This window comes from Buchnera aphidicola (Pentalonia nigronervosa), from assembly GCA_014622685.1.
GTDB classification, from domain to species: Bacteria; Pseudomonadota; Gammaproteobacteria; order Enterobacterales; family Enterobacteriaceae; genus Buchnera; species Buchnera aphidicola_BD.
On record CP061275.1, the window covers coordinates 412875 to 435923 of the forward strand.

Here is a 23049-nt window from a genome sequence, read left to right on the forward strand (position 1 = left end):
TCCTAATCTAGGAAATATAATTTAATTAAATTTAACGAATATTAATATAAAATTCTTAAATTATTTAATAACATAAAATTTTTAAAAAATACAATAAAAAATAATGTTAATTTAATAAAAATTTACAATAAACTTTTCTCTAAAGCACGACAAAATCGCCGCATACCTTCAACAATATCCGCTTTAGTAATAATTAATGATGGCGTTAAACGAATTACATTATTGCCAGCATTTAAAATAATCACACCTGCTACAAAAGATTCATGTAAAATTTTATACATTTTTTCAGTAATGTCTTGTTTTAACACAATGCCTATTAATAAACCTCGACCGCGTATGTCCTGAAAACAATTAAAACGCTTATTTATTGTATGCAATTCGGAAATAATTTGTTGAAATCGTTTTTTAACACCTAATAATACTTTATTAGTATTAACAATATCTATAACTGATTCTGCTATAGTACAAGCAAGAGGATTTCCACCATATGTAGTTCCATGAATACCAAACTCTGAAACAGATGCAACATCATTTGTAGTTAACATTGCACTTATAGGAAAACCATTTCCTAAAGATTTAGCAATCGTGATGATATCTGGATTAATGCCATAATATTGATAAGCAAATAACGTTCCTGTTCGACCAATTCCAGTTTGTATTTCATCTAAAATCAAAAGTGCATTATATTTATCACATAATTCTCTTAAAGATTTTATAAAAGACAAAGATGCTGGCATAACACCGCCCTCACCTTGAATTAATTCAACAACAACTGCGCAAGTATTTTTATCAATAATTTTTTCTACAGAATCAATGTTATTAAACGTAGCATGTGTAATACCAATCGGTTTCGGTCCAAAATGACTGGAATATTTTGATTGACCACCTACAGAAACAGTCAGAAAGGTACGTCCATGAAATGAATTGTAAAAAGAAAGAATTTTATTTTTTTTAGGTTGATGAATTTTATATGCGTAATAACGAGCGATTTTAAATGCTGCTTCGTTTGCTTCTGCGCCTGAATTAGCAAAAAAAACACGATCAGCAAAACTTGAAGAAATCAATTTTTCTGCTAATCGTAAAGACGGTTCATTAACAAAAATATTACTCACATGCCAAAGTAATGTGCTTTGTTTTTTTAAAATCTTATTTAATACTGGATGACAATGACCTAATGCTGTTACAGCAATTCCACCTGAAAAATCAATATATTCTTTTCCTTCCTGATCCCAAATACGACTACCTTTTCCGCGAATTGGAATAAAAGAAACAGGATTATAAAATGGTACAATCAAATCATTAAAATCATTTCGCGTAACTATTTTTTTTTTTAATATCATTCAACTTCCTAAAATATATTTATTAATATAAAAAAATTTCTAGAAAAATATTTTTAACAAAAAATTATTTTTACAAATTCTATTTTTTCATAAAAACTCATAACAACAATATTCTGTCAATGAAGATTTTAAAAATAGAATAAATTTTTATCATAAAATATACAGGATATTTTATATAAATAAAACTGATTTTAATAAATACAATAAAAATTTTAATTATAATTAAAAATATATTTCTTAAATATACAAAAATTATCATATAACACATATGTATAATATCAGCATGCCATAAATAAAATTATCTTTATGATATTTTTATAAGTTTTAAAACTAACAAAACAGGTAATAAAATCATGAAAAATATCAATCAAATAGGTCTAACATGGATTAGTTTTTTATCTTATGCATTTACAGGTGCATTAATTATTGTAACAGGAATGATCATGGGAAATATCGCTGATTATTTCAATTTATCTATATCTCAAATGAGCAATACATTTACATTTTTAAATGCAGGTATTCTAATATCAATTTTTTTAAATTCCTGGTTAATAGAAATTATATCACAAAAAAAACAACTAATATTTGGATTTTTTTTAACAATAATTTCCATAATAGGTTTAATCTATTCTAAGAATACATTTTATTTTTCAATAAATATATTTATGCTAGGCATTGTCAGTGGTATTACGATGTCCATTGGAACTTTTATTATAACAAATTTGTATTCAGAAAAAAAAAGAAGTGCTCAATTATTACTAACCGATTCTTTTTTCAGTATGTCGGGTATGATTTTTCCAATCATTACTGCTTATATTTTAGAAAATAAAATCTTATGGTACTGGGTATATGTATGTGTTGGAAGCATTTATTTATTTATTTTTTTATTAACAATGAATTTAAATTTTCCGTTGTTAAAAAATAAAATTAAAAGTACAAAAATAAACAAAAACCAAAATATAAATATATATTTATTGTCAATTGCAGCATTATTATACATTTTAGGACAATTGGGATTCATTTCGTGGGTACCACAATACACCACTAAAATTATAAAAATTAATATGCAAAATACCGGAAAACTAATTAGTAGTTTTTGGATGTCATATATGATTGGAATGTGGTTTTTTAGTTTAATAATTAAGTTTTTTAATTTAAAACGTACATTTATATTACTTATTGGCATTTCTACAATATTTATGTATTTTTTTATACATGGAAAAAATTTTGAAATATTGCAATACACAATCATTAGCTTAGGATTTTTTTCCAGCGCAATTTATACTATTATAATAACACTTGCATCATTAGAAACAGAAACACCATCACCTAAATTAATAAATTTAATTTTGTTATGTGGAACAATTGGCACTTTACTAACATTTGTTGTAACCAGTCCCATTGTTGAAAAAATCGGATTATATGCAGCACTAATAAGTTCAAATATACTATATAGTATAGTATTTATTTTATCTTTATTAATATATTTTAATAAAAAAAAACACAATACTCCCAGAAAAATTGCATAAACATGATAATAAAATGTTTCTAGTAAAAATTTTAAAACAACATTAAACATCAAATAAACTAGAAAATATCATTTCTGGTTTATTTACAATTATAGAAATAAATTTAACTTGGAATATATTTTTTTTAGAATAATTTCTGATTTGCTTCGAGCACGCACAGCACCGTCATAAAGTATGTTTTTCAAATATAACTCATTATTACGATATTTTGTATAAGATGCTTGCAATTTGGATAAAAGATTAGATACATATTCTGAAACAATGTTTTTAAATTCAGAATATGTTACATTTTCTAATTCTTTTTCTAAATGAGAAATATCTTTTTTTGAAATTATAGAGAGAATTTCTAATAAATTAGAGATGCCTGGTTTATTTTTTTTATTATAATATATTCTTGGTGGTTTATCTGAATCAGTTACAGCGTGTTGTATTTTTAATATTACAGATGACATATTTTCTAACAAAAAAATAACGTTATTTTTGTTATGATCTGATTTAGACATTTTTTTATGAGGTTCTAATAATGCCATAATTTTAGAACCATATTTATCAATTAACGGAACGGGTACAGTGAAAATATTTCCATACAATAAATTAAAACGACGTGCTATATTACGAGTTAATTCTAAATGTTGCTTTTGATCTTGCCCTACAGGTACTATATTTGTTTGATATAACAAAATATCTGATGCCATTAGTATAGGATAATTAAATAAACCTAAATTATTCTTCATAATAGAATCATAATGAAATTTTTTTTTTGTTTTAAATTGAGTCATGCGAAGTAATTCACTGAATCGACTAAAACAGTTCAAAATCCAATTTAACTGATTATGCTGATGTACATGTGATTGTAAAAATAAAATACTTTTATTCGGCTTTATCCCACAAGCTAAATACAAAGATAAAACATCTAACGTTGATTTTTTTAAGCAACTGTACTGTGAAATAGAAGTCATTGCATGCAAATCAGCAATGCAATACAAACAATCATAATCATTTTGCATTTTTGACCAATGCCGCATTGTTCCTATATAATTTCCAAGAGTTAAATTTCCAGATGGTTGAATTGCACTAAATAATATTGGTTTTAATTGCATTATAAAAATCCTAAATAAAATAACATGCTTAGTGAACAAATTTCATGTAAGACTGTTGTATTTCATAACGTAATTTCTTTACTATAATTTTATAATCGGAATATTTAAAAAAACCTGAACCAATAACAAATATATTTGCTCCAAAATACGCTATTTTAGCAATATTTTCTAACTTTATTCCACCATCTACTTCAATTAATATTTTATTTGTGTTTAGATCAATTCGTTTTTTAACTTCACGCAATTTCTCAAATGTAGATGATAAAAATATTTGATTACCAAATCCTGGATTTACAGACATTATCAAAACTAAATCTAATTTTTCTATTACATGATCAAGAAAAAAAAGAGGTGTAGCGGGATTCAATGCTAATCCAACTTTACATCCACATTCTTTAATTAAATTTAATGTTCGATCTATATGCAACGTAGCTTCAGGATGAAAAGTAATAAAAGTTGCTCCAGCTTTAGCGAACTGTGGAATCAGATTGTCTACTGGTGTAACCATTAAATGTACATCAATCGGTGCAGTAATATTATACTTTCTTAGCGACTCTAAAATCATAGGACCCATGGTTAAATTAGGTACGTAATGATTATCCATGACATCAAAATGTATTAAGTCTGCACCTGCATTTATAACTTTTTTAACATCTTCTCCTAAACATGCAAAATTAGCAGATAAAATTGATGGCGCTAAAAAAAATTTTTTCATGTCATAAAATACTATTATATATTTAAAAAATACAATAATATCAGTATAAAATTTTAAATAAAAATAAAAACTACTATAAAAAAATTCATATGTTCATTGTTGTAAAACTAATCATTAATTTATTTTTATTACCCAATAAAAAATCATGATATATCCAAATAATATGATATTTTAATTCAAGTAAATCAAATAAAAAATTATATTAATATAATAATTTTAATGTAGGATTTATCAAAACAATATTCTTTATCTATTATTTTAAAATAACGAAAACAAGTAATTTTTAACAATTTATATTAAATAAAAGACCGCTAATATAGAATACATTTTTTAACATAAAAAAATTTTGCATATTGTATTCATCAATAAAATTTTTTTTAATACTATAAAAATTCATAAAAATATTTATTTTTAAAATCAGTCATTCAACAAAATTACAATAAATTTATTAAAAATATTCTTTATACCATTAAAAATATACTTTTTGTATTCAAAAATCTACTAAATTATAATAATAATACAAAAAATATATATGTAATAATTATCAATAATATACATGCATGTTTAAAAACGATAAAATATTTAATATAATTTATATATAAATTATAAAAATCGATTATAAAAGCATCATGTTACAATTTTACAGAATAAATCTAACAGCTTATTTTTATAAGCATATTAAGTATGGTTGTCTCTTTAACATATAATTTTTATCAAAAAACATTATTAAAAGTAGTTATTTAAAAAATATAAAATTTTTACATCTTTTATATTCTGAAACGATCTTTTAAGATATAAAAAATGTAATTAAATATCACGCTTATTTTTTCATTCTTCCGTTTCTCGTAAAGAATATTTAATCGCAGATACAATAATATCTTTATTTATATTACTATGTATTTCTGCTTGTCCGATACATACAGGTAAAACTAATCGCATAATCCCAGAAAAATTTTTTTTATCTTTCATCATATGTAAAAAATATGAAGAAACAGACTTATTTTTTGGGCCTATAATGGGCAAACCAGTGCGTTTTAATAAACTTAATATTCTAATTCGATCTTTTTTACATAAATATCCTAACAATTCTGAAACGCGCGATGCCATTACTATACCTACTGATATTGCTTGACCATGCAACCAAGAACCATATCCAGTATTTGTTTCAATAGCATGACCATATGTATGACCGAGATTTAACAACATTCTAATATTATTTTCTTTCTCATCTAAAGAAACAATTTTTGCTTTAATCTCACAGCATCTTTTTATACAATACAACATTAATTCATAATCTAATGATAATAGTTTTTCAACATTCTCTTCTAACCAGTTAAAAAAGTTTGCATCAAATGCAATAGCGTACTTTATAACTTCAGCCATACCAGAAACTAATTCACAATATGGTAACGTAGATAAAAAATCAAGATCAATAATTACAGATGATGGTTGCCAAAATGAACCAATCATATTTTTCCCAAAAATGTGATTAACACCTGTTTTTCCACCAATAGACGCGTCTACTTGAGATAAAAGTGTTGTTGGAATTTGAATAAAACGCACACCTCGTTGATATACAGATGCAGCAAATCCAGTAATATCACCTATTACACCACCGCCTAATGCGATCAATGTTGTATCACGAGAATGATATTCTTTTAACAATGCAGAAATAATTAATTCCATTTCATCTAATGTTTTATGTTCTTCACCATCTGCAAGAATTACTTGATTTACTTGTATACCAGATTTTTTCAACAAATAAAAAATTTTATTTTTAAAAATATTAGATAACGTTGTATTAGTTACTAACATAGCTTGATTGCCTGGTTTTAAAGGAAAAAAAATATCTTCTTTTTCAAGAATACCAGATCCTATATTAATAAGATAACTACATTTTTTTAAAACTATTTTTATCTGTTCCATAATATTTGATACTCCAAATGCATTCGTATTGCCTATGATCGTAAAACAATCATATTTTTTTTAATAAACGAATTATATTACACGTAACAGATTTAGCGCTTTGTTCATCAGTGCGAACAGTAATATCTGCAATTTCTTGATATAATGGATCACGTTCTAGAGCTAATTTTTCTAATATTATACGATTTGAAGCACTTGCCGATGTTAACATTGGTCTTTTTTTATCTCTTTTAGTACGTACAATTTGTTGTTCAATAGTTGTTTCTAAATATATTACAATACCCCGAGCTGATAAAAAATTACGTGTATTTTTAAACATGACTGAACCGCCGCCGGTAGAAAGAACAATACCTTGCCTTTGAGTTAATTCATTAATAATATCTTTTTCTCGTTCTCGGAAACCGCTTTCACCTTCAATATCAAAAACCCAACTTATGTCTGCACCAGTACGTTTTTCAATTTCTCGATCAGAATCAAAAAATTCCATATTCAACTGTTGAGATAACTGACGGCCAATTGTACTTTTTCCTGCACCCATTGGCCCAATTAGAAAAATATTTCGTTTTTCTGCCATTTTTTTTATTAATTAGATAATATGTTAATAACACCAATGCTTAGCAAATTTTGCTAGCAGGACATAAATACATACTTGTTTATAAAAAATAATATAACGTTGTGTTCATAAGAAATTCCTTATTTGTAAAATTTAATAAAAATATATTTAAAAGTGTTTTTTGTTTTTACAAATAATTTTTAATATCTTTTACTTAAAAAGATACAAAATATAAATTCTGTAAGTTTATTGTTTTAAAAACACCATATATTCTATCAGAATACATGGAATAATTTCTATACTTCTTGTTTTTTGTTAAAAAATTTGTTTTCTTATTAAAAATATAATATATTTATTAACTAAAATAAAAAAATTAATCTTTGTGTTTTTTACATGGTTATTAATAGCATTTTAATACACCATTAAAATATTTTTTAAATTATAAATAATGAGTTTTATTTAATAACTTTTCGTATAACATTGTTTCAAATGTTTTCGCTAAATCAAAAAATGTAAAACAACGGTGAGATGTCCGAGAGGCTGAAGGAACACGCCTGGAAAGCGTGTATATGGAAACGTATCAAGGGTTCGAATCCCTTTCTCACCAAAAATTTACGAATTTAAAATAACTGATTCTAAAGCAATTTGAATCATATTATCAAAGCTTGATTCTCTATCTTTTGAGGATACGCGTTCTTGTTTCAAAATATGATCTGAAACAGTACATATTGATAATGCTTTTACGTTAAATTCAGATGCTACCGAGTATATACCTGATGTTTCCATATCAATTCCAATAATATTATATTTTTTTAAAATATTTAACATTTCTTGATCATTATTATAAAAAGAATCTGTTGTAAAAAAATTACCAACATGCGCATAAATTTTCATAGACTTTGCAACTGAAACTGCATTGCAAATCATGTTAAAATTTGCAATAGCTGCAAAATCATGATCTTGAAAACGTACACGATTAACTTTAGAATCAGTAGACGCACCCATAGCGATAACAACATCGCGTAATTTAATATAATCAAGTACTGTGCCACAAGTCCCTATTCGAACAATTTTTTTAACATTATATTCAACAATTAGTTCTCTTGTATACAAAGATGCAGATGGTATCCCAATACCATGACTCATAATTGAAATTTTTTTCTTCTTATAATATCCGGTATATGCTAACATTAGACGAGTTGTATTAATTTGAAAATAATCATTTAAATAATTCTCAGCAATATATTTTGCTCGTATTGGATCACCAGGCATAAGAACAATCTCTGAAAAATCATTTTTTTTACTGTTAATATGAAGTGTTGGCACAAAATATTCCTTTTAAAAACAATTTTATATGCTTTATAACATGTTTTCACCATATTTCATTTTAGACAATGAGAAATATTTTGCAAGTGTTTGACTGATGTCAGAAAAAGTTTTTCGATGTCCTAAATAACGTGGAAATATACTTGGAGAATAAATTAATATAGGAATATGCTCACGTGTATGTTCAGTACCTACCCACGTTGGATCACATCCATGATCAGCAGTTAAAATTAATAAATCTTGATATTGAATTAAATCTATAATATCCGATAAACGTGCATCAAAAAATTCTAATCCTTTAGCATAACCAGAAACATCTCGACGATGGCCCCATTGAGAATCAAAATCTACTAAATTAGTAAAAATTATAGTATTATTTTTTGCATGTTTTATTTCTCGAATAGTATCGTTACACAACGAATCCAATCCAATCGATTTAATCTGTTTAGTTATACCTACATTAGAATAAATATCTGCAATTTTTCCTATACCAACTACTTGTCCACATTTTTCATGGATTAACTTTTCCATAATAGTATCGGAATGAGGTTTTATAGAAAAATCACGTCTATTTCCGGTTCTTGTAAAATTTGATTTATTATCACCTACAAATGGTCGTGCTATAACTCTTGCAATTTTATAATTACAATTATCTAAAATAACACGTACAATTTTACAAAGATTATAAAGATTAGATAATCCAAATTGATCTTGATGACATGCAATTTGTAATACTGAATCTGATGAAGTATAAAAAATAGGTTTTTTTGTAATTATATGCTCTTGACCAAAATGTTTTATAATGTCTGTTCCAGATGCATGACAATTGCCGAGTATACCTTTCAGTTCAGCTGTAGTAATGATTTCCTGTAATAAGGGATCAGGAAAACTAAAATTTGTATTTTTAAAATAATCCCAATTATCTAAGCATGGTACTCCTGCAATTTCCCAGTGCCCTGAAGTAGTGTCTTTTCCAGAAGAAATTTCGCTAGCAAATCCGTAACTAGCAATAACTTGTACATCGTCATTAAATCCTAAATATATTTTTCCTGTAGATTCTTTAGCAGCTTGCACTATACCTAACTTTTCTAAATTTGGAATGCGTAATGGACCATGCCGATTTATATTTGCTTTTCCTAAAAAACATTGTTCTACTATATGTCCAAATGTATCTGAACCAACATCATCAAATTTGTAAGCATCATCACTTGAACCGATTCCAAAAGAATCTAAAACAATTAAAAACACTCGTTTCATTATTGCATACCTAAAGTCAATTACAATTTATAAATTATATATTTTGTAAAGAATAGTGCTCTCTTACATTATCAAAAGAAATATTAATGTTTTCTTCAGTAACTATTTTAAAATTTGCAAAACTAGGTGCTAAATATATCAAATTATTAAAGCTGTCATATGCTAAATAAGGACGATAACATTTAACAAATTTAGCAAGTATCTTACTATCTTTTGCGCGAATCCAACGTGCTATAACAACACTGACTTGCGTACAGATTGCATCTATATTATATTCCGTTTTCAAACGTTCAGTTACTACATCAAATTGCAGTGAACCAATGGCACCTAAAATGATATTATTGTTTTCTAATGGTCGAAAAAATTGAACAGTACCTTCTTCTGATAGTTGCATCAAACCTTTTAAAAATTGCTTATGTTTAATAGGATATCTTAAATTAATTTTTCGAAATATCTCTGAAGCAAAACTCGGTATACCAAGAAATTGAATTTCTTCACCCTGAGTAAAAGTATCTCCAATATTAATTGTGCCGTAATTATGTATTCCTATAATATCTCCAGGATATGCTTTTTCTACTAAAAATCGATCACCTGCTATAAAAGAAACAGCATTAGAAATGCTAATGTTTTTTTTTGTACGCACATGTCGTAACGTGATACCTTGTTTATATTGCCCGGATACAATCCGCATAAAAGCTATTCTATCTCGATGCTTTAAATTCATATTAGCTTGTATTTTAAATATAAATCCGGAAAAATGCTTTTCTTCAGGTTGAATAATTCGTTTATTGCTTTTTCGGTGTAATGGTGATGGTGCCCATTCTATTAAACTTGATAATATATGATCAATTCCAAAATTACTCAAAGCGCTACCAAAAAAAACAGGTGTTACTATTCCTTTCAAAAATTCTTTTTTGTTAAATTTAGGATATATGTTGACAATTAATTCTAATTCTTTTCCAATGCTATCAGATAAATTTTTATCAATACAATGCTTCGACAACATGTCGAAAAAATCAGAATATTTATTTAGCGGACATGATCCTGTGTTATTTTGATATATATTTTTATATTTATGTATCACATTTTCATAAATATGGTAAACACCTTGAAAATTTTTTCCACAACTAATCGGCCAGGTAATAGGAGTACATAAGAATTTTAGTTCTTTTTCAATTTCGTCTAAAATCGATATAGGTTCGCGACTATCACGATCTAATTTATTTATAAAAGTGATAACTGGAATATTATGCGTTCGAGCAACATTTATTAAATTTTTTGTTCTTATTTCAATTCCTTTTGCTGCATCAATCACTAATAAACAACAATCAACAGCAGTAAGAATACGGTATGTATCTTCCGAAAAATCTTCATGACCAGGCGTATCCAATAAATTCATTAAAATATTTCTATATGTAAATTGCATCACTGAAGTAGTTACAGAAATTCCGCGTTTTTTTTCAATACTCATCCAATCTGACTTAGTATATTTTTTATTTTTCTTTCCTGTATTTTGTCGAGAATCACGAACAATATTACCTAATAATAACATTTTTTCAGTAATTGTAGTTTTTCCTGCGTCAGGATGAGAAATAATAGCAAAAGTGCGTCTTTTCTTAAGTTCTATCTCATGATTAATATTAAACATATATATACTCATTAAAACTACTTATTAATAAATATTAAAAAATATTTTTTATATATTAAAAATAAAAAATTACTTAAAAGACTTAATTAGATTGCTTTTAATAATTTATTAAAAAAGAATTATTATCTTATTAAATGTTTTTTATAATCTGTTTTAAACAAGATATTAAATATATTAATTCAACTATTTAAATTTAAACGGTAATTTTTTTAATATCATCATTATATTTTATAATGATTAATTTTATTAATAAGAAAATATGAAAAATTATATATTAATCATAATTACGTTTTTTAACATATTGTACTTTTATAAAATTAAAAAAATGTTTATCATACAGATGAAAATATACTAAATATTTTTTTATTTTTACCAAAAAACTATTATTATAAAATACTTTTAATATAATTTATAAAAATTTTTATCTAATTTTAATGTTATCTTAAGAGTATTATTTATTTTCATAAAATACGTCAATATATTCAAAAAAAATAATATCGTTTTACAAAATAATAATACTTTATAAAATGCCATAATTTTGAACATCATATAATTTATAATCAAATTAATTAAATATAAGTAAAACGAAAAAAAAGATAATATGTTTTAATATGATCCAATTATGCCAATAAAAATTATATAATATTTAAAATGTTATTAATGTTCTTGCAGTTTTCAAGAAAAATAAATATTCTTGTAAAAATTTAGACAACCTAAAAATAATAAACATAAAATTGATATATCAATCTATCAATTAAAATTTAATAAAAAGAATGTTGTCCATGTGCATGCTGCGTAACATCACGTACTTGTTGAACTTCAGGAAATAGATAAATTATTTTTTTTTCAATTGTTTCTTTTAAGGTTTGATCAATCATAGCACATCCATTACAACCGCCACTAAATTCTACAACTACAATGTTCTTATTTTCAATTTTTACTAAATTAACTTTTCCACCATGCATAGATAATTGTGGATTAATTTCTGTAATAAAAAAATGTTTAATTTTATCTTCTAAAGATATTGGTTTTTGAACATTTACTTTGGCATAGGGCGTTTTTAAAGTTAGCTGTGTTCCAAGATTATCAACAATTAAATCAATTTCAGCATTTTTGAAAAACGATATAACAGATTCATTAATGTAAATAGAAAAATTATTATATGACAACTGTATATCTGATGGTTCTACTTCATGTTTTAAACAATATGCTATTCCACATTCAGCTAATTCAGTTCCTGGATTAGAAATAAATGCACGTATTTGTGTACCTATTGGTTCTTTTGATAAAAGCAATAAAAAGTGTTTTTGAGCATTTTTAGATACATGAATCATGGCAATCATCGTTAATAAAAAAATAAAAATATTAATAAATACTACTCATTAATAAAAAAAAATACAAGAAAATTAATTTTTTTATTTTAAATAAACAATTTTAAAATGTTCTTAACAAAAATTCATAGCCCCGGAGAAATGGGGCTAAAATATAAATTATTTCAAAATATATTAAAAGGGTATTTCATCGTCAAAATCCATTTCTGAAGAAGACAATGATTCTTTATTTTTTGCATATTTTTCTGTTATGCTTTTTGCAGAGGTTTCTTGATCTGATATTTTTGTTTTAATTGCGTTAACATTGCTATTTTCATGAGATGAAGACATCGTACTTGAATTAACATTACGACTTCCTAACATTTGCATAGTTCCACTAATATTTACAATTATTTCTGTCGTATATCGTTCTAATCCGTTTTGATCTTGCCATTTTCGCGTTTGTAACGAACCTTCAATATATACTTGTGAACCTTTTCTAAGATATTCTCCTGCAATTTCTGCTAATTTTCCAAATAATACCACTCGATGCCATTCCGTTTTTTCTTTGTTTTCTCCAGTATTTTTATCTTTCCAATGTTCTGAAGTCGCCAATGTCATATTTACTACTGCATTTCCATTAGGCATATAACGCACGTCAGGATCTTGACCTAAATGACCGATAAGAATAACTTTATTAATACCTCTACTTGCCATAGACAACTCCATTTTTGATGTCTTAAAAAAATTACATTTTTAATAAAAATAATTTCTCATTTTCCACAAAATAACTGATTTTAAATAATCTATTTTAATTAAAAATATAATTATTTTAAATAATAGTACACTTTTATCAAAAAAATTGTTTAAAAAACACAAAATATATTACTGAATTCATATTAATAATTATTATTTAAAATTAATAAATATATTAAAAAAATAACTTTATTTGTCTTTTTAATCAATACATAATTTTTATTATTTTTGATCTATAATAAACTGTTAAAAATCTATTTTGTATTATGTTCACAATAAAAATTTAACTTCAAAACATACAAAAATGTGTATAATACGTTTATTAAAACTATTATATTAAATATTCCAAAAAATAATTTATATATTTTTATAAAACTAAAAATAATTAAGCATAATTAAAAAATCAATTTCTATACCAAACCTTTCTAAGACAATTCTAAAAATACTGGATTTAATATTTTTAAAAAATAACATGTCAAAATTCATATAAAAGATTAATCATAAAAACTGCTATTTAAACATTGTTCAAAGTGTTTTATTTTAATTTTTTTAAAATCATTTTAAAAAAGTTGTATTAATAACATGTGCATTTTTCGAAAAAAATTTTAATTAAACGGTATTTGTAAAATAAAAATATATGATAAAAAATGTTATATTATGAAAATGTTTCATCTACTAAAACAATCAGTTCATAACTATCTATTACTATTAAAATTTAAAAACATATTATTTATAAGAAAAAATATATTAATATTTTATTTATAAATAATTAAAATAAAAATTAAAATAATATGGATTCTTACGCATAATTTCCGATTTATAAAAAAAATAAAACAATTAAATATAAAACTTAACAATATTTTAATGTAGATAACTTAATTAGTAATCGATAGTCTTGAGACAGTAACATTACGATATAATGTCGCGGTAATTGACTTTTAATAATGGTACATGCAACAAAAATGGCTAAAAATAAATTATATTTTCATCAAATCAATAGATTAAAAATACCACCGCATTCTTTAGAAGCTGAACAATCAGTATTAGGTGGATTAATGTTAGATAATGAACAATGGGATACAGTTTCAGAACATGTAGTTGCAGATGATTTTTTTAGCAAACCACATCGCGTAATTTTTCAAGAAATGCAAAAACTACTTGATCTAGGCTATCCTATTGATTTAATTACATTATCTGAATCTTTAGAGCAAAAAGGTAAATTAGAAAGCGTAGGTCGATTCTCTTATTTGGCAGAACTCTCAAAAAACACACCTAGTATAGCAAATATTACAGCATATGCCGATATAGTTCGTGAACGTGCAATTGTTAGAGAAATGATATTAGTAGCTAATAAAATAGCAAATGCTGGATATGATACACAAGGTCGAAAAAGTGAAGAATTATTAGATTACGCAGAATCAAGTGTATTTAAAATCGCAGAAAAACGATTTAAAAAAGATTCAGGTCCAAAAAATATTGAACAAATATTAGATGATACAGTAACTAACATTGAAAAATTGTTTTTATCCACCCATGACGGAGTAACTGGAATTAATACAGGATACCAAGATTTAAATAAAAAAACATCAGGATTACAACGTTCAGAGCTAATTATTATTGCAGCACGACCTTCAATGGGAAAAACAACGTTTGCCATGAATTTGTGTGAAAATGCTGCTATGCTGTATGACAAACCAGTTTTAATTTTTAGTTTAGAAATGCCAAGTGAACAAATTATGATGCGTATGCTAGCATCTCTTTCAAGAGTGAATCAAGCACGAATTCGTACTGGGCAACTTAATGATGAAGATTGGTCACGTATGTCTGGTACGATTAATGTACTACTAAAGAAAAAAAATATCTATATTGATGACTCCGCAGCGTTAACTCCAAGCGAAGTTCGATCTCGTGCACGTCGTGTTTATCGAGAAAATAATGGTTTAACTTTAATTATGGTAGATTATTTACAATTAATGCGAGTTCCATCTCTTTCCGAAAATCGCACACTTGAAATTGCAGAAATTTCTAGAACTTTAAAAGCATTAGCAAAAGAATTACAAGTACCAGTAATAGCACTTTCACAACTTAATCGATCTTTAGAACAAAGATCCGATAAAAGACCAGTGAATTCAGATTTACGTGAATCAGGATCATTAGAACAAGATGCTGATTTAATAATGTTTATATATCGTGACGAGATTTATCATGAAAATAGCGATTTTAAGGGAATTGCAGAAATTATAATCGGAAAACAAAGAAATGGACCAATTGGAACAGTATGCTTAACCTTTAATGGACATTGGTCAAGATTCGACAATTATTCCAACCCTAAATATGATTAAAAATTAAAATACATATTATTTTTTTAAACAACACAATTGTTGAATTTTAATAATTTAAATGGTAAAAATTTTAAAATTTTATATAATTGATATTTATGAAAAAATTTTAAATCAATACATCATATTTTTCATATCATAACATTAAATCAATACTTTTTTAAATCATATACATACGTAAATACTTCACAAAAAACATTCAACAACGTTTACTATTTAAAATAAGCATATATAATGACTTTAAAAATCGGAATTGTAATGGATGCAATTCATTACATAAATATTAAAAAAGACTCTAGTTTTGCAATTTTATTAGAAATTCAACGAAGAAAACATATAATTTATTATATGGAAATGAACGATTTATATTTAAAAAATGGACGTCCATATGCAAGAACTCGTTTAATCGAATTAAAAAATGATCTAAAAAATTGGTATATTTTTAAAAATGAAAAAAATCTTTCATTAAACACGCTCGATGTAATTTTAATGCGTAAAGATCCACCATTTAATATGGAATTCATTTATTCAACATATATTTTAGAGCTAGCAGAAAAAACAGGCGTACTAGTTATTAATAAACCACAAAGTTTACGCGATTGCAATGAAAAAATATTTATATCATGGTTTCCAAATCTTACTCCAAAAACCTTAGTTACAAGAAATATTGTTCAAATACAAAAATTTTGGAAAAAATATAAAGATATTATAATAAAACCATTAGATGGTATGGGAGGAAAGAGTATTTTTCGAATTAAACGTCAAGATAACAATTTTTTATCTATTGTTGAAAGCATGACAAACTATGAGAAAAAATATTGCATGGTGCAAACTTATTTAAAAAAAATAACTGACGGAGACAAAAGAATATTAATTATAAATGGAACACCCGTTCCATGGTGTTTAGCGCGTATACCATTAAAAGGAGAAACACGTGCTAACTTAGCTTCTGGAGGAATAGGTCAAGTCAAAAAATTGAATCAATCAGATTGGAAAATAGCAAATTATGTATCTCCAATTTTGAAAGATAAAGGGTTAATTTTTGTCGGAATAGATGTTATTGGTAATAAATTAACAGAAATAAATGTTACAAGTCCAACATGTATATGTGAGATCGAATTAGAAAAAAAAATCTCTATTTCAAGTATGTTAATAGATTATATTGAAGAAAATCATCTTATAAAAAAACATAATGATAATAATCGCATTTGACTTTGGTGTAAAAAATATTGGTGTAGCTGTCGGTCAAAAATATACTAAAACAGGTACAGCGTTAAATGTCATCTCCGCAAAAAATGGAAAACCAAATTGGAATACTATAAAAAACTTATTAAAAGATTGGGATCCTAAAGTAGCTGTTGTCGGTCTTCCATTAAATATGGACGGATCAAGACAAAATATAACTAAGGAATCGGAAAAATTTGCTCGCTTATTAAAAAATAAGTTTAATATTTTAGTTGAAATGCATGATGAACGATTAACAACTATAGAAGCTAAAACAATTATTTTCAATAACAGCGGCACTAAAAAACATAACGAGAAAAAAATACATGCTTTATCTGCTGTAATTATATTAGAAAGTTGGTTAAATAAAGATCAAATACATATTTAATTACTTTAAAAAAACAAAATACATAAGTTATATTTAACAAATCGTATTAAAATAAATGTAATTTTTTATTAAGAAATACACGCATATATAAAATGCAACATTTTGTAAAAAATCATCCAGTACGAATGTATTAAAATATATTTTTTAAAAAAAATTATACAATTAATTAATACAGTTTAAATATTATTAAAATTACTAAATTTCTAAAATTCGTATATGAATACATAGATTCATGTTACGTTATTTTTATTAATGTATCATACGAGTATTTATAAATATATTAAACAAAATATGTTTTATTTAAAAAACTAAATAGTTTTGTTTAAATTTTATAAATAATTATTCTATCAAAATATAAATAAGTAAAATATTGCTATGTCTATTTCTTCTTCAATTGGTTTATATATTCACATTCCTTGGTGCTTAAAAAAATGTGGATATTGTGACTTTAATTCGCATGTTAGTAAAAACGTAATACCTGAAAAAAAATATATTCAACATTTGTTAAAAGACTTTCAAAATGATTTACCTTTGTTAAATAATCGTGTAATTAAAACGATTTTTATTGGAGGAGGAACACCTAGCTTATTAAAAAACATATTTATAAAAAAATTAATTGATCAGATTAAGAAAAATAGCATTGTATGTAAGTTTGCTGAAATCAGCATTGAATCCAATCCAAAAATTCTAGAATATCAACGTTTTGCAGACTATAAAAATTCTGGAATAAATCGTTTTTCTTTAGGCGTGCAAACATTCAATACAGATTATTTAAAAAAAATTGAACGTACATATGATACAAGAGAAGCAATAAATGCAATTGTTGAATTGAAAAAAGTTAGCAATAACATAAATTTCGATTTAATGTACGGTTTACCTGATCAATCAATAGAAGATGCACTACAAGATTTACAATATGCTATTAAATATAATCCAGCTCATATATCATGGTATCAATTATCTATCGAACCCAATACCCCTTTCTATGCTAAAAAATTAATTTTACCAAATCAAGATATTATTTTTGAGATGATGATTCAAGGTGAAAAGTTACTGAATCAAGCAGGATATAAAAAATATGAAATATCTTCATATTCAAAATCTAATTATCAATGTCAACATAATCTTAATTATTGGAATTTTGGCGATTATATTGGCATCGGTTGTGGTGCTCATGGAAAAATTACTCAAAAAAATGGAAAAATTTTACGTACTGTAAAAAATAAGAATATTCAAAATTTTTTAGACGGAAAATACCTTCATTCAATACGTACAGTTTTAGAGCAAGATAAACCATTTGAGTATTTTATAAACAAATTTAGATTATACAAACCTATTTCTAAACGAGATTTTCAAAAAAAAACTAATATAAATATAAATAATATTAAAAAATATATTGAAAAAGCAAAAAAATCAGGATTTCTTATTGAAGACACACATTTTTGGGAAACAACAAAAAAAGGAAAAATTTTTCTTAATTTACTATTATCAATTTTTTTAAAATAAATTAGAATACCTAACATATTACTTTAAACATTAAATGAAAAATTTGATTACCTTGAACATGTGCTTTTTTCTCAAATTTGGTAGTAATATGCGATGAAGATGATAAGAGAAAATAATTATCTTGTGATGTGGTAGTATACATATTATGTTGGTTAATTTCACGCTTTATATGACAGGAGTATTCTTCTGAGTCAGTAATAATATATAAAATACCACCAATAATCATTCGTTTTGCTATAATAGACAGAAATTCTTTTTGTATGAGACGTCTTTTATGATGGCGTTTTTTTGGCCAGGGATCAGGAAAAAATATTTGAATTATCGATAAAGTACGATCAGAAATCATATTATTAATTACTTCTACTGCATCATAATAAATAATTCGCAAATTTTTTACATGTTTAGAATATGCTAAATTTAAACAAGAACCTATGCCTGATTTATATACTTCTATACCTAAAAAATTTTTATCTGGATGATTCACTGCATTATGTACTAAAGAATGACCTGAACCAAATCCAATTTCTAGAACAACTTCGGAAGATGAATTAAAAACAGAGAAAAAATTTAACAATTTATGTTCAAAATCAATGCCCATAAATAACCAATGTTTTTTAATTCCTTGTAACTGAGATTTAGTTATTCGACCTGTACGACATACAAAACTACGTACTCTTCGTAAAAAAATACCATGATCGTTACAATGTGGTGTAAAAGACTTCTGCATAATATTTTGTATATAAAAAATGTTTTAACAAAAAATTAATATTAAAATAAAAAAACAAATTTTATTAAACGTACTGATTTTTTAACAAACACACAATATGGTTATTATTGTATATGACAACATATTTATTTTCACAATTAATTTTAAACTGGTACCATAAACATGGTAGAAAAAATCTACCTTGGCAAAAAGATAAAACATTATATTTAGTCTGGATATCTGAAATTATGTTACAACAAACGACTGTTAAATATGTCATTCCGTATTTTAAAAGATTTATTACATATTTTCCGAACATCCAGTCTTTAAATAATAGTAATTTAGATAGTATTCTACATTTATGGAGCGGTCTTGGATATTACAAACGCGCTGAAAATATTTATAAAACCGCTCAAATTATAAACAATAAATATCATAAGATTTTTCCAGATCAATTTAAAGATCTAATTCAGTTACCTGGAATCGGAAAATCTACTGCTGGAGCTATTCTGTCTTTAACATTAAATTTTTGCTTTTCGATTTTAGATGGTAACGTAAAAAGAATATTAATACGATATTATGGCATAATTGGGTTAACGCGAACAAAAAAAACTGAAAATAAATTATGGAAAATTATCGAATTAATTACACCATTGCATAACACTGGTAAGTTTAATCAAGCAATGATGGATATTGGTGCTATAATTTGTTTGCGCATTCAACCAAAATGTAAAATATGTCCATTAAATCATGCTTGTATAGCCTATAAAAAACAAGAATGGCACAAATATTCAATCAAAACTTACCAATCTAAAAAAACAAAAAAAGAATCTTGGTTTATACTAGTAAATTATCAAAGTTTTTTTTGGCTCAAAAAAAATACAACAAATAATATTTGGAAAAATTTATTTTGTTTTCCAAATTTTTCAACTAAAGAATTAGCATTAACATGGATAAAAAAAAAATACATATACAGTAAAAATTGTGAAACAATGATACCGTTTTTTCATCATTTTAGTCATTTTACTTTAAAAATTCATCCAATTTTAATAAGATTATCTTCAAAAACAAATGATTTTAAAGATAGTAAAACAAAACTATGGTATAACTTGCAACAACCACAAAATATTGGATTACCCCAACCAATAAAAAAAATACTTACTAGATTTAAAAAAAATATATAATCTGCAAAGTAATAGGATAAAATATGCGTCGTATTATTTTTTGTACATTTTTAAAAAAAAAAACTGAAGGGCAAGATATTCAAATTTATCCAGGAGAACTAGGTAAAAAAATTTATAATCATATTTCTAAACAAGCATGGAAAAAATGGTTATCACAACAAACTATATTAATAAATGAAAAAAAACTTAATACATTTAATCTTCAAGATCGCATGATCTTGGAAAAACATATGAAATTATTTTTATTTAAAGAATAAATTGTTCTGAAAGTAAATGTTGTCTATCTTTATAAATTAAAAAATTTAATTATATTTTTATATTTTAACATACATGATTTAATTAGCACAAACAATAAAATAATTATTTTTTAATAAATTATATTTAATTATTAAATAATTAATACATTACCATAAAATGATCTATTCTTAAAAACATAATTAAATTCAAATATGAAAGTATGTAAAACAATTTCACTATGTTTTTATAATAACTAAAAAATATAAAACTCATGAAAAAAAATAAATAATGTTTGTAATAAGATATATATTTCATATATATAAATTCATAACATATTAAAAATGTTATTAAAAATAATATCTGTATATGTGTAAACTAAAAATATTAAAATTTTTTATAAAAATAAAAACATAAATATGTCTTTCTGAAAAAAATCACTGATATGTTTCTTTTATAAGAAAATTATGTCATAGTAAAAAAATATTTTTTCATGTATAAAAAACATGCATACTTTACTTTTAAAGTAATATATTAATTTTTCAAAACTAATAATATTAATTTAAATGAGAATATTGAAAAATAAATTTTTTGTATTTATTAAACATATAATCCAATAAATCATAAAGTAAACACTTATTTTTTTCATTATCGCAATTTTTTTTCAGCAATAATTGAATATTGTCTTCATATGATTTTAAATATGCAACATTGAATTTATCAAAACAATGTTCTAACCAAATTTTTTTTTCATAATTATTTAACGTATGATAAAAATTACGAGCACGATAACGAAAAAAAATTTTTTTTAGTCGTGTATCAAAAAATTCATATTGTGTATTTTTTAAAAGATGTGGATTAGTTTGTTGAATATCATTAATCATTTTTTTATCGTGTATATTAAAAAAAGAATGATAAAGTTGTAAATCGACATCTATAGAATTGTTAATTGTATTTTTTTTAGATAACATTATTATAATATTTTTAAAAACACGTTGATTGTTTTTTAATAAATTAATTTTTTTTTTATAATCAGAAATATTGCAATTTAATCGAACAAAATCTTTTTTATGAATAACTTGAATTGGTGCTAGTATAGGACAACGATTAATATACAAAAATATTACACCAAAATTAAATAAATTTTTCATCAAGAATATCTGATTAGATGCTGTTTGACATAAAAAAATCAAATTTTCTATATCCTTGTTTAAATCAATTGCAATTAATACGTTCTGATTATATTGATTCCATGCTATAGGAAAAATGAAACCAATATTATTTTTCTGTGCGCCAAAAATACTAGAAACATAAATTATTGGTTCTGATTTTCTTAAACGAAGAAATTTATATAATTCACATTTTTTTCGATTTTGAAAAAAAAAATTAAATAATTTAGGCTGTTTATTTTTAATTAATTTAGCAATTGAAATAGTAGCATATACATCCGACATAGCATCATGAGCATTAATATGCTTAATATTATTTACTGCAGTTAAATCAGAAAGTTTAAAACTAGGTAGACCAAGTTTATTTTTAGGCCATATTATACCATGAGGTCTTAATGCGTAACATGCACGTACAATGTTTAATAAATCCCAGCGAGAGTTACCATTTTTCCAACTCCATTCATATGGATCAAAAAAATTACGATAAAATATGTTTCTTGTAATTTCATCATCAAATTTAATATTATTATAGCCAACTATACAGGTATTTGGTTGCAATAAAATATTAGATATTTTTTTAGAAAAAAAATACTCATTCGTTCCATATTTTTTTGTGTGTTCTGGTGTTATACGGGTGATTAAAACAGTACTTGGGTCGGGCAAATAATCATCTGATGGAAAACAATAGAAACATTTAGGATCATCGATAATATGTAAATTAAAATCGGTTCTAATACATGCGAATTGAGCAGGTTTATCTAAAGATGTATGCAATCCAAAAGTTTCATAATCATAAAATAAAAATGTTGGCTCTGTAGTTTTATATTGCGTCATTATTT

Annotated in this window: 19 protein-coding genes and 1 tRNA gene; 8 read left to right on the forward strand and 12 right to left on the reverse strand. The window is 24.7% G+C overall.

Going from position 1 to position 23049, the window contains the following annotated elements; all coding sequences use genetic code 11:
• Positions 1-122 precede the first annotated feature (122 nt).
• On the reverse strand, positions 123-1340 hold the full coding sequence (locus ICW73_01825; GenBank protein ID QNS01708.1) for an acetylornithine/succinyldiaminopimelate transaminase: 1218 nt from the start codon (positions 1338-1340) through the stop codon (positions 123-125).
• A gap of 353 nt (positions 1341-1693) precedes the next feature.
• Between ICW73_01825 and tsgA the strand changes: the two genes are divergently transcribed.
• Positions 1694-2869, forward strand: coding sequence for an MFS transporter TsgA (gene tsgA, locus ICW73_01830; GenBank protein ID QNS01709.1), 1176 nt, complete (start codon positions 1694-1696; stop codon positions 2867-2869).
• An 89-nt stretch (positions 2870-2958) separates the two neighbouring features.
• Here tsgA and trpS read toward each other — a convergent pair whose 3' ends face one another.
• From trpS to aroK, 4 genes are all read right to left on the reverse strand, one after another.
• Positions 2959-3969, reverse strand: coding sequence for a tryptophan--tRNA ligase (gene trpS / locus ICW73_01835; GenBank protein QNS01710.1), 1011 nt, complete (start codon positions 3967-3969; stop codon positions 2959-2961).
• 28 nt (positions 3970-3997) lie between these two features.
• On the reverse strand, positions 3998-4684 hold the full coding sequence (rpe, locus tag ICW73_01840; GenBank protein QNS01711.1) for a ribulose-phosphate 3-epimerase: 687 nt from the start codon (positions 4682-4684) through the stop codon (positions 3998-4000).
• An 828-nt stretch (positions 4685-5512) separates the two neighbouring features.
• A complete protein-coding gene (aroB, locus tag ICW73_01845; protein QNS01712.1) occupies positions 5513-6610 on the reverse strand; it encodes a 3-dehydroquinate synthase in 1098 nt (365 codons plus the stop codon).
• Positions 6611-6659: 49 nt separating this feature from the next.
• Entirely contained in the window at positions 6660-7184 is a 525-nt protein-coding gene (gene aroK / locus ICW73_01850) for a shikimate kinase AroK (GenBank protein QNS01713.1), read from the reverse strand.
• A gap of 501 nt (positions 7185-7685) precedes the next feature.
• On the opposite strand from aroK, the gene ICW73_01855 reads away from it, so the two are divergent.
• Positions 7686-7770, forward strand: a tRNA-Ser gene (locus tag ICW73_01855).
• A gap of 5 nt (positions 7771-7775) precedes the next feature.
• On the opposite strand, the gene deoD is transcribed toward ICW73_01855, so the two are convergent.
• The 5 genes from deoD to ICW73_01880 form a co-directional block, all read right to left on the reverse strand.
• Positions 7776-8489, reverse strand: a complete 714-nt coding sequence (gene deoD, locus ICW73_01860; GenBank protein ID QNS01714.1) for a purine-nucleoside phosphorylase — start codon at positions 8487-8489, stop codon at positions 7776-7778.
• Between the two features lie 33 nt (positions 8490-8522).
• The gene (locus tag ICW73_01865) at positions 8523-9746 is read right to left on the reverse strand and encodes a phosphopentomutase (GenBank protein ID QNS01715.1); all 1224 of its coding nucleotides are present in this window, start codon (positions 9744-9746) and stop codon (positions 8523-8525) included.
• Between the two features lie 34 nt (positions 9747-9780).
• Positions 9781-11394 carry a peptide chain release factor 3 gene (locus ICW73_01870; GenBank protein QNS01716.1) on the reverse strand — a complete coding sequence of 538 codons (1614 nt, stop codon included), beginning with the start codon at positions 11392-11394 and terminating at the stop codon, positions 9781-9783.
• A gap of 761 nt (positions 11395-12155) precedes the next feature.
• Positions 12156-12728 (reverse strand): NfuA family Fe-S biogenesis protein, encoded by a 573-nt coding sequence (locus ICW73_01875; protein QNS01717.1) that lies wholly within the window; start codon positions 12726-12728, stop codon positions 12156-12158.
• A gap of 171 nt (positions 12729-12899) precedes the next feature.
• Positions 12900-13421, reverse strand: coding sequence for a single-stranded DNA-binding protein (locus tag ICW73_01880; protein ID QNS02107.1), 522 nt, complete (start codon positions 13419-13421; stop codon positions 12900-12902).
• Positions 13422-14404: 983 nt separating this feature from the next.
• Between ICW73_01880 and dnaB the strand changes: the two genes are divergently transcribed.
• From dnaB to hemW, 4 genes are all read left to right on the forward strand, one after another.
• A complete protein-coding gene (gene dnaB, locus ICW73_01885; protein QNS01718.1) occupies positions 14405-15802 on the forward strand; it encodes a replicative DNA helicase in 1398 nt (465 codons plus the stop codon).
• Positions 15803-16033: 231 nt separating this feature from the next.
• A complete protein-coding gene (gshB, locus tag ICW73_01890) occupies positions 16034-17011 on the forward strand; it encodes a glutathione synthase (protein ID QNS01719.1) in 978 nt (325 codons plus the stop codon).
• Complete coding sequence (ruvX, locus tag ICW73_01895) at positions 16992-17411, forward strand: Holliday junction resolvase RuvX (GenBank protein ID QNS01720.1); 420 nt, start codon at positions 16992-16994, stop codon at positions 17409-17411. Before gshB ends, ruvX begins: the two co-directional genes overlap by 20 nt.
• A gap of 375 nt (positions 17412-17786) precedes the next feature.
• On the forward strand, positions 17787-18917 hold the full coding sequence (hemW, locus tag ICW73_01900; GenBank protein ID QNS01721.1) for a radical SAM family heme chaperone HemW: 1131 nt from the start codon (positions 17787-17789) through the stop codon (positions 18915-18917).
• Between the two features lie 10 nt (positions 18918-18927).
• Here the strand turns inward: hemW and trmB are convergent, their stop codons facing one another.
• Positions 18928-19644 carry a tRNA (guanosine(46)-N7)-methyltransferase TrmB gene (gene trmB / locus ICW73_01905; protein ID QNS01722.1) on the reverse strand — a complete coding sequence of 239 codons (717 nt, stop codon included), beginning with the start codon at positions 19642-19644 and terminating at the stop codon, positions 18928-18930.
• Positions 19645-19757: 113 nt separating this feature from the next.
• Here trmB and mutY point away from each other — a divergent pair, with 113 nt between their 5' ends.
• Complete coding sequence (gene mutY, locus ICW73_01910) at positions 19758-20807, forward strand: A/G-specific adenine glycosylase (protein QNS01723.1); 1050 nt, start codon at positions 19758-19760, stop codon at positions 20805-20807.
• Between the two features lie 23 nt (positions 20808-20830).
• On the forward strand, positions 20831-21064 hold the full coding sequence (locus ICW73_01915; protein ID QNS01724.1) for an oxidative damage protection protein: 234 nt from the start codon (positions 20831-20833) through the stop codon (positions 21062-21064).
• 534 nt (positions 21065-21598) lie between these two features.
• Here ICW73_01915 and sbcB read toward each other — a convergent pair.
• On the reverse strand, positions 21599-23044 hold the full coding sequence (gene sbcB, locus ICW73_01920; protein ID QNS01725.1) for an exodeoxyribonuclease I: 1446 nt from the start codon (positions 23042-23044) through the stop codon (positions 21599-21601).
• Between the last annotated feature and the right edge of the window lie 5 nt (positions 23045-23049).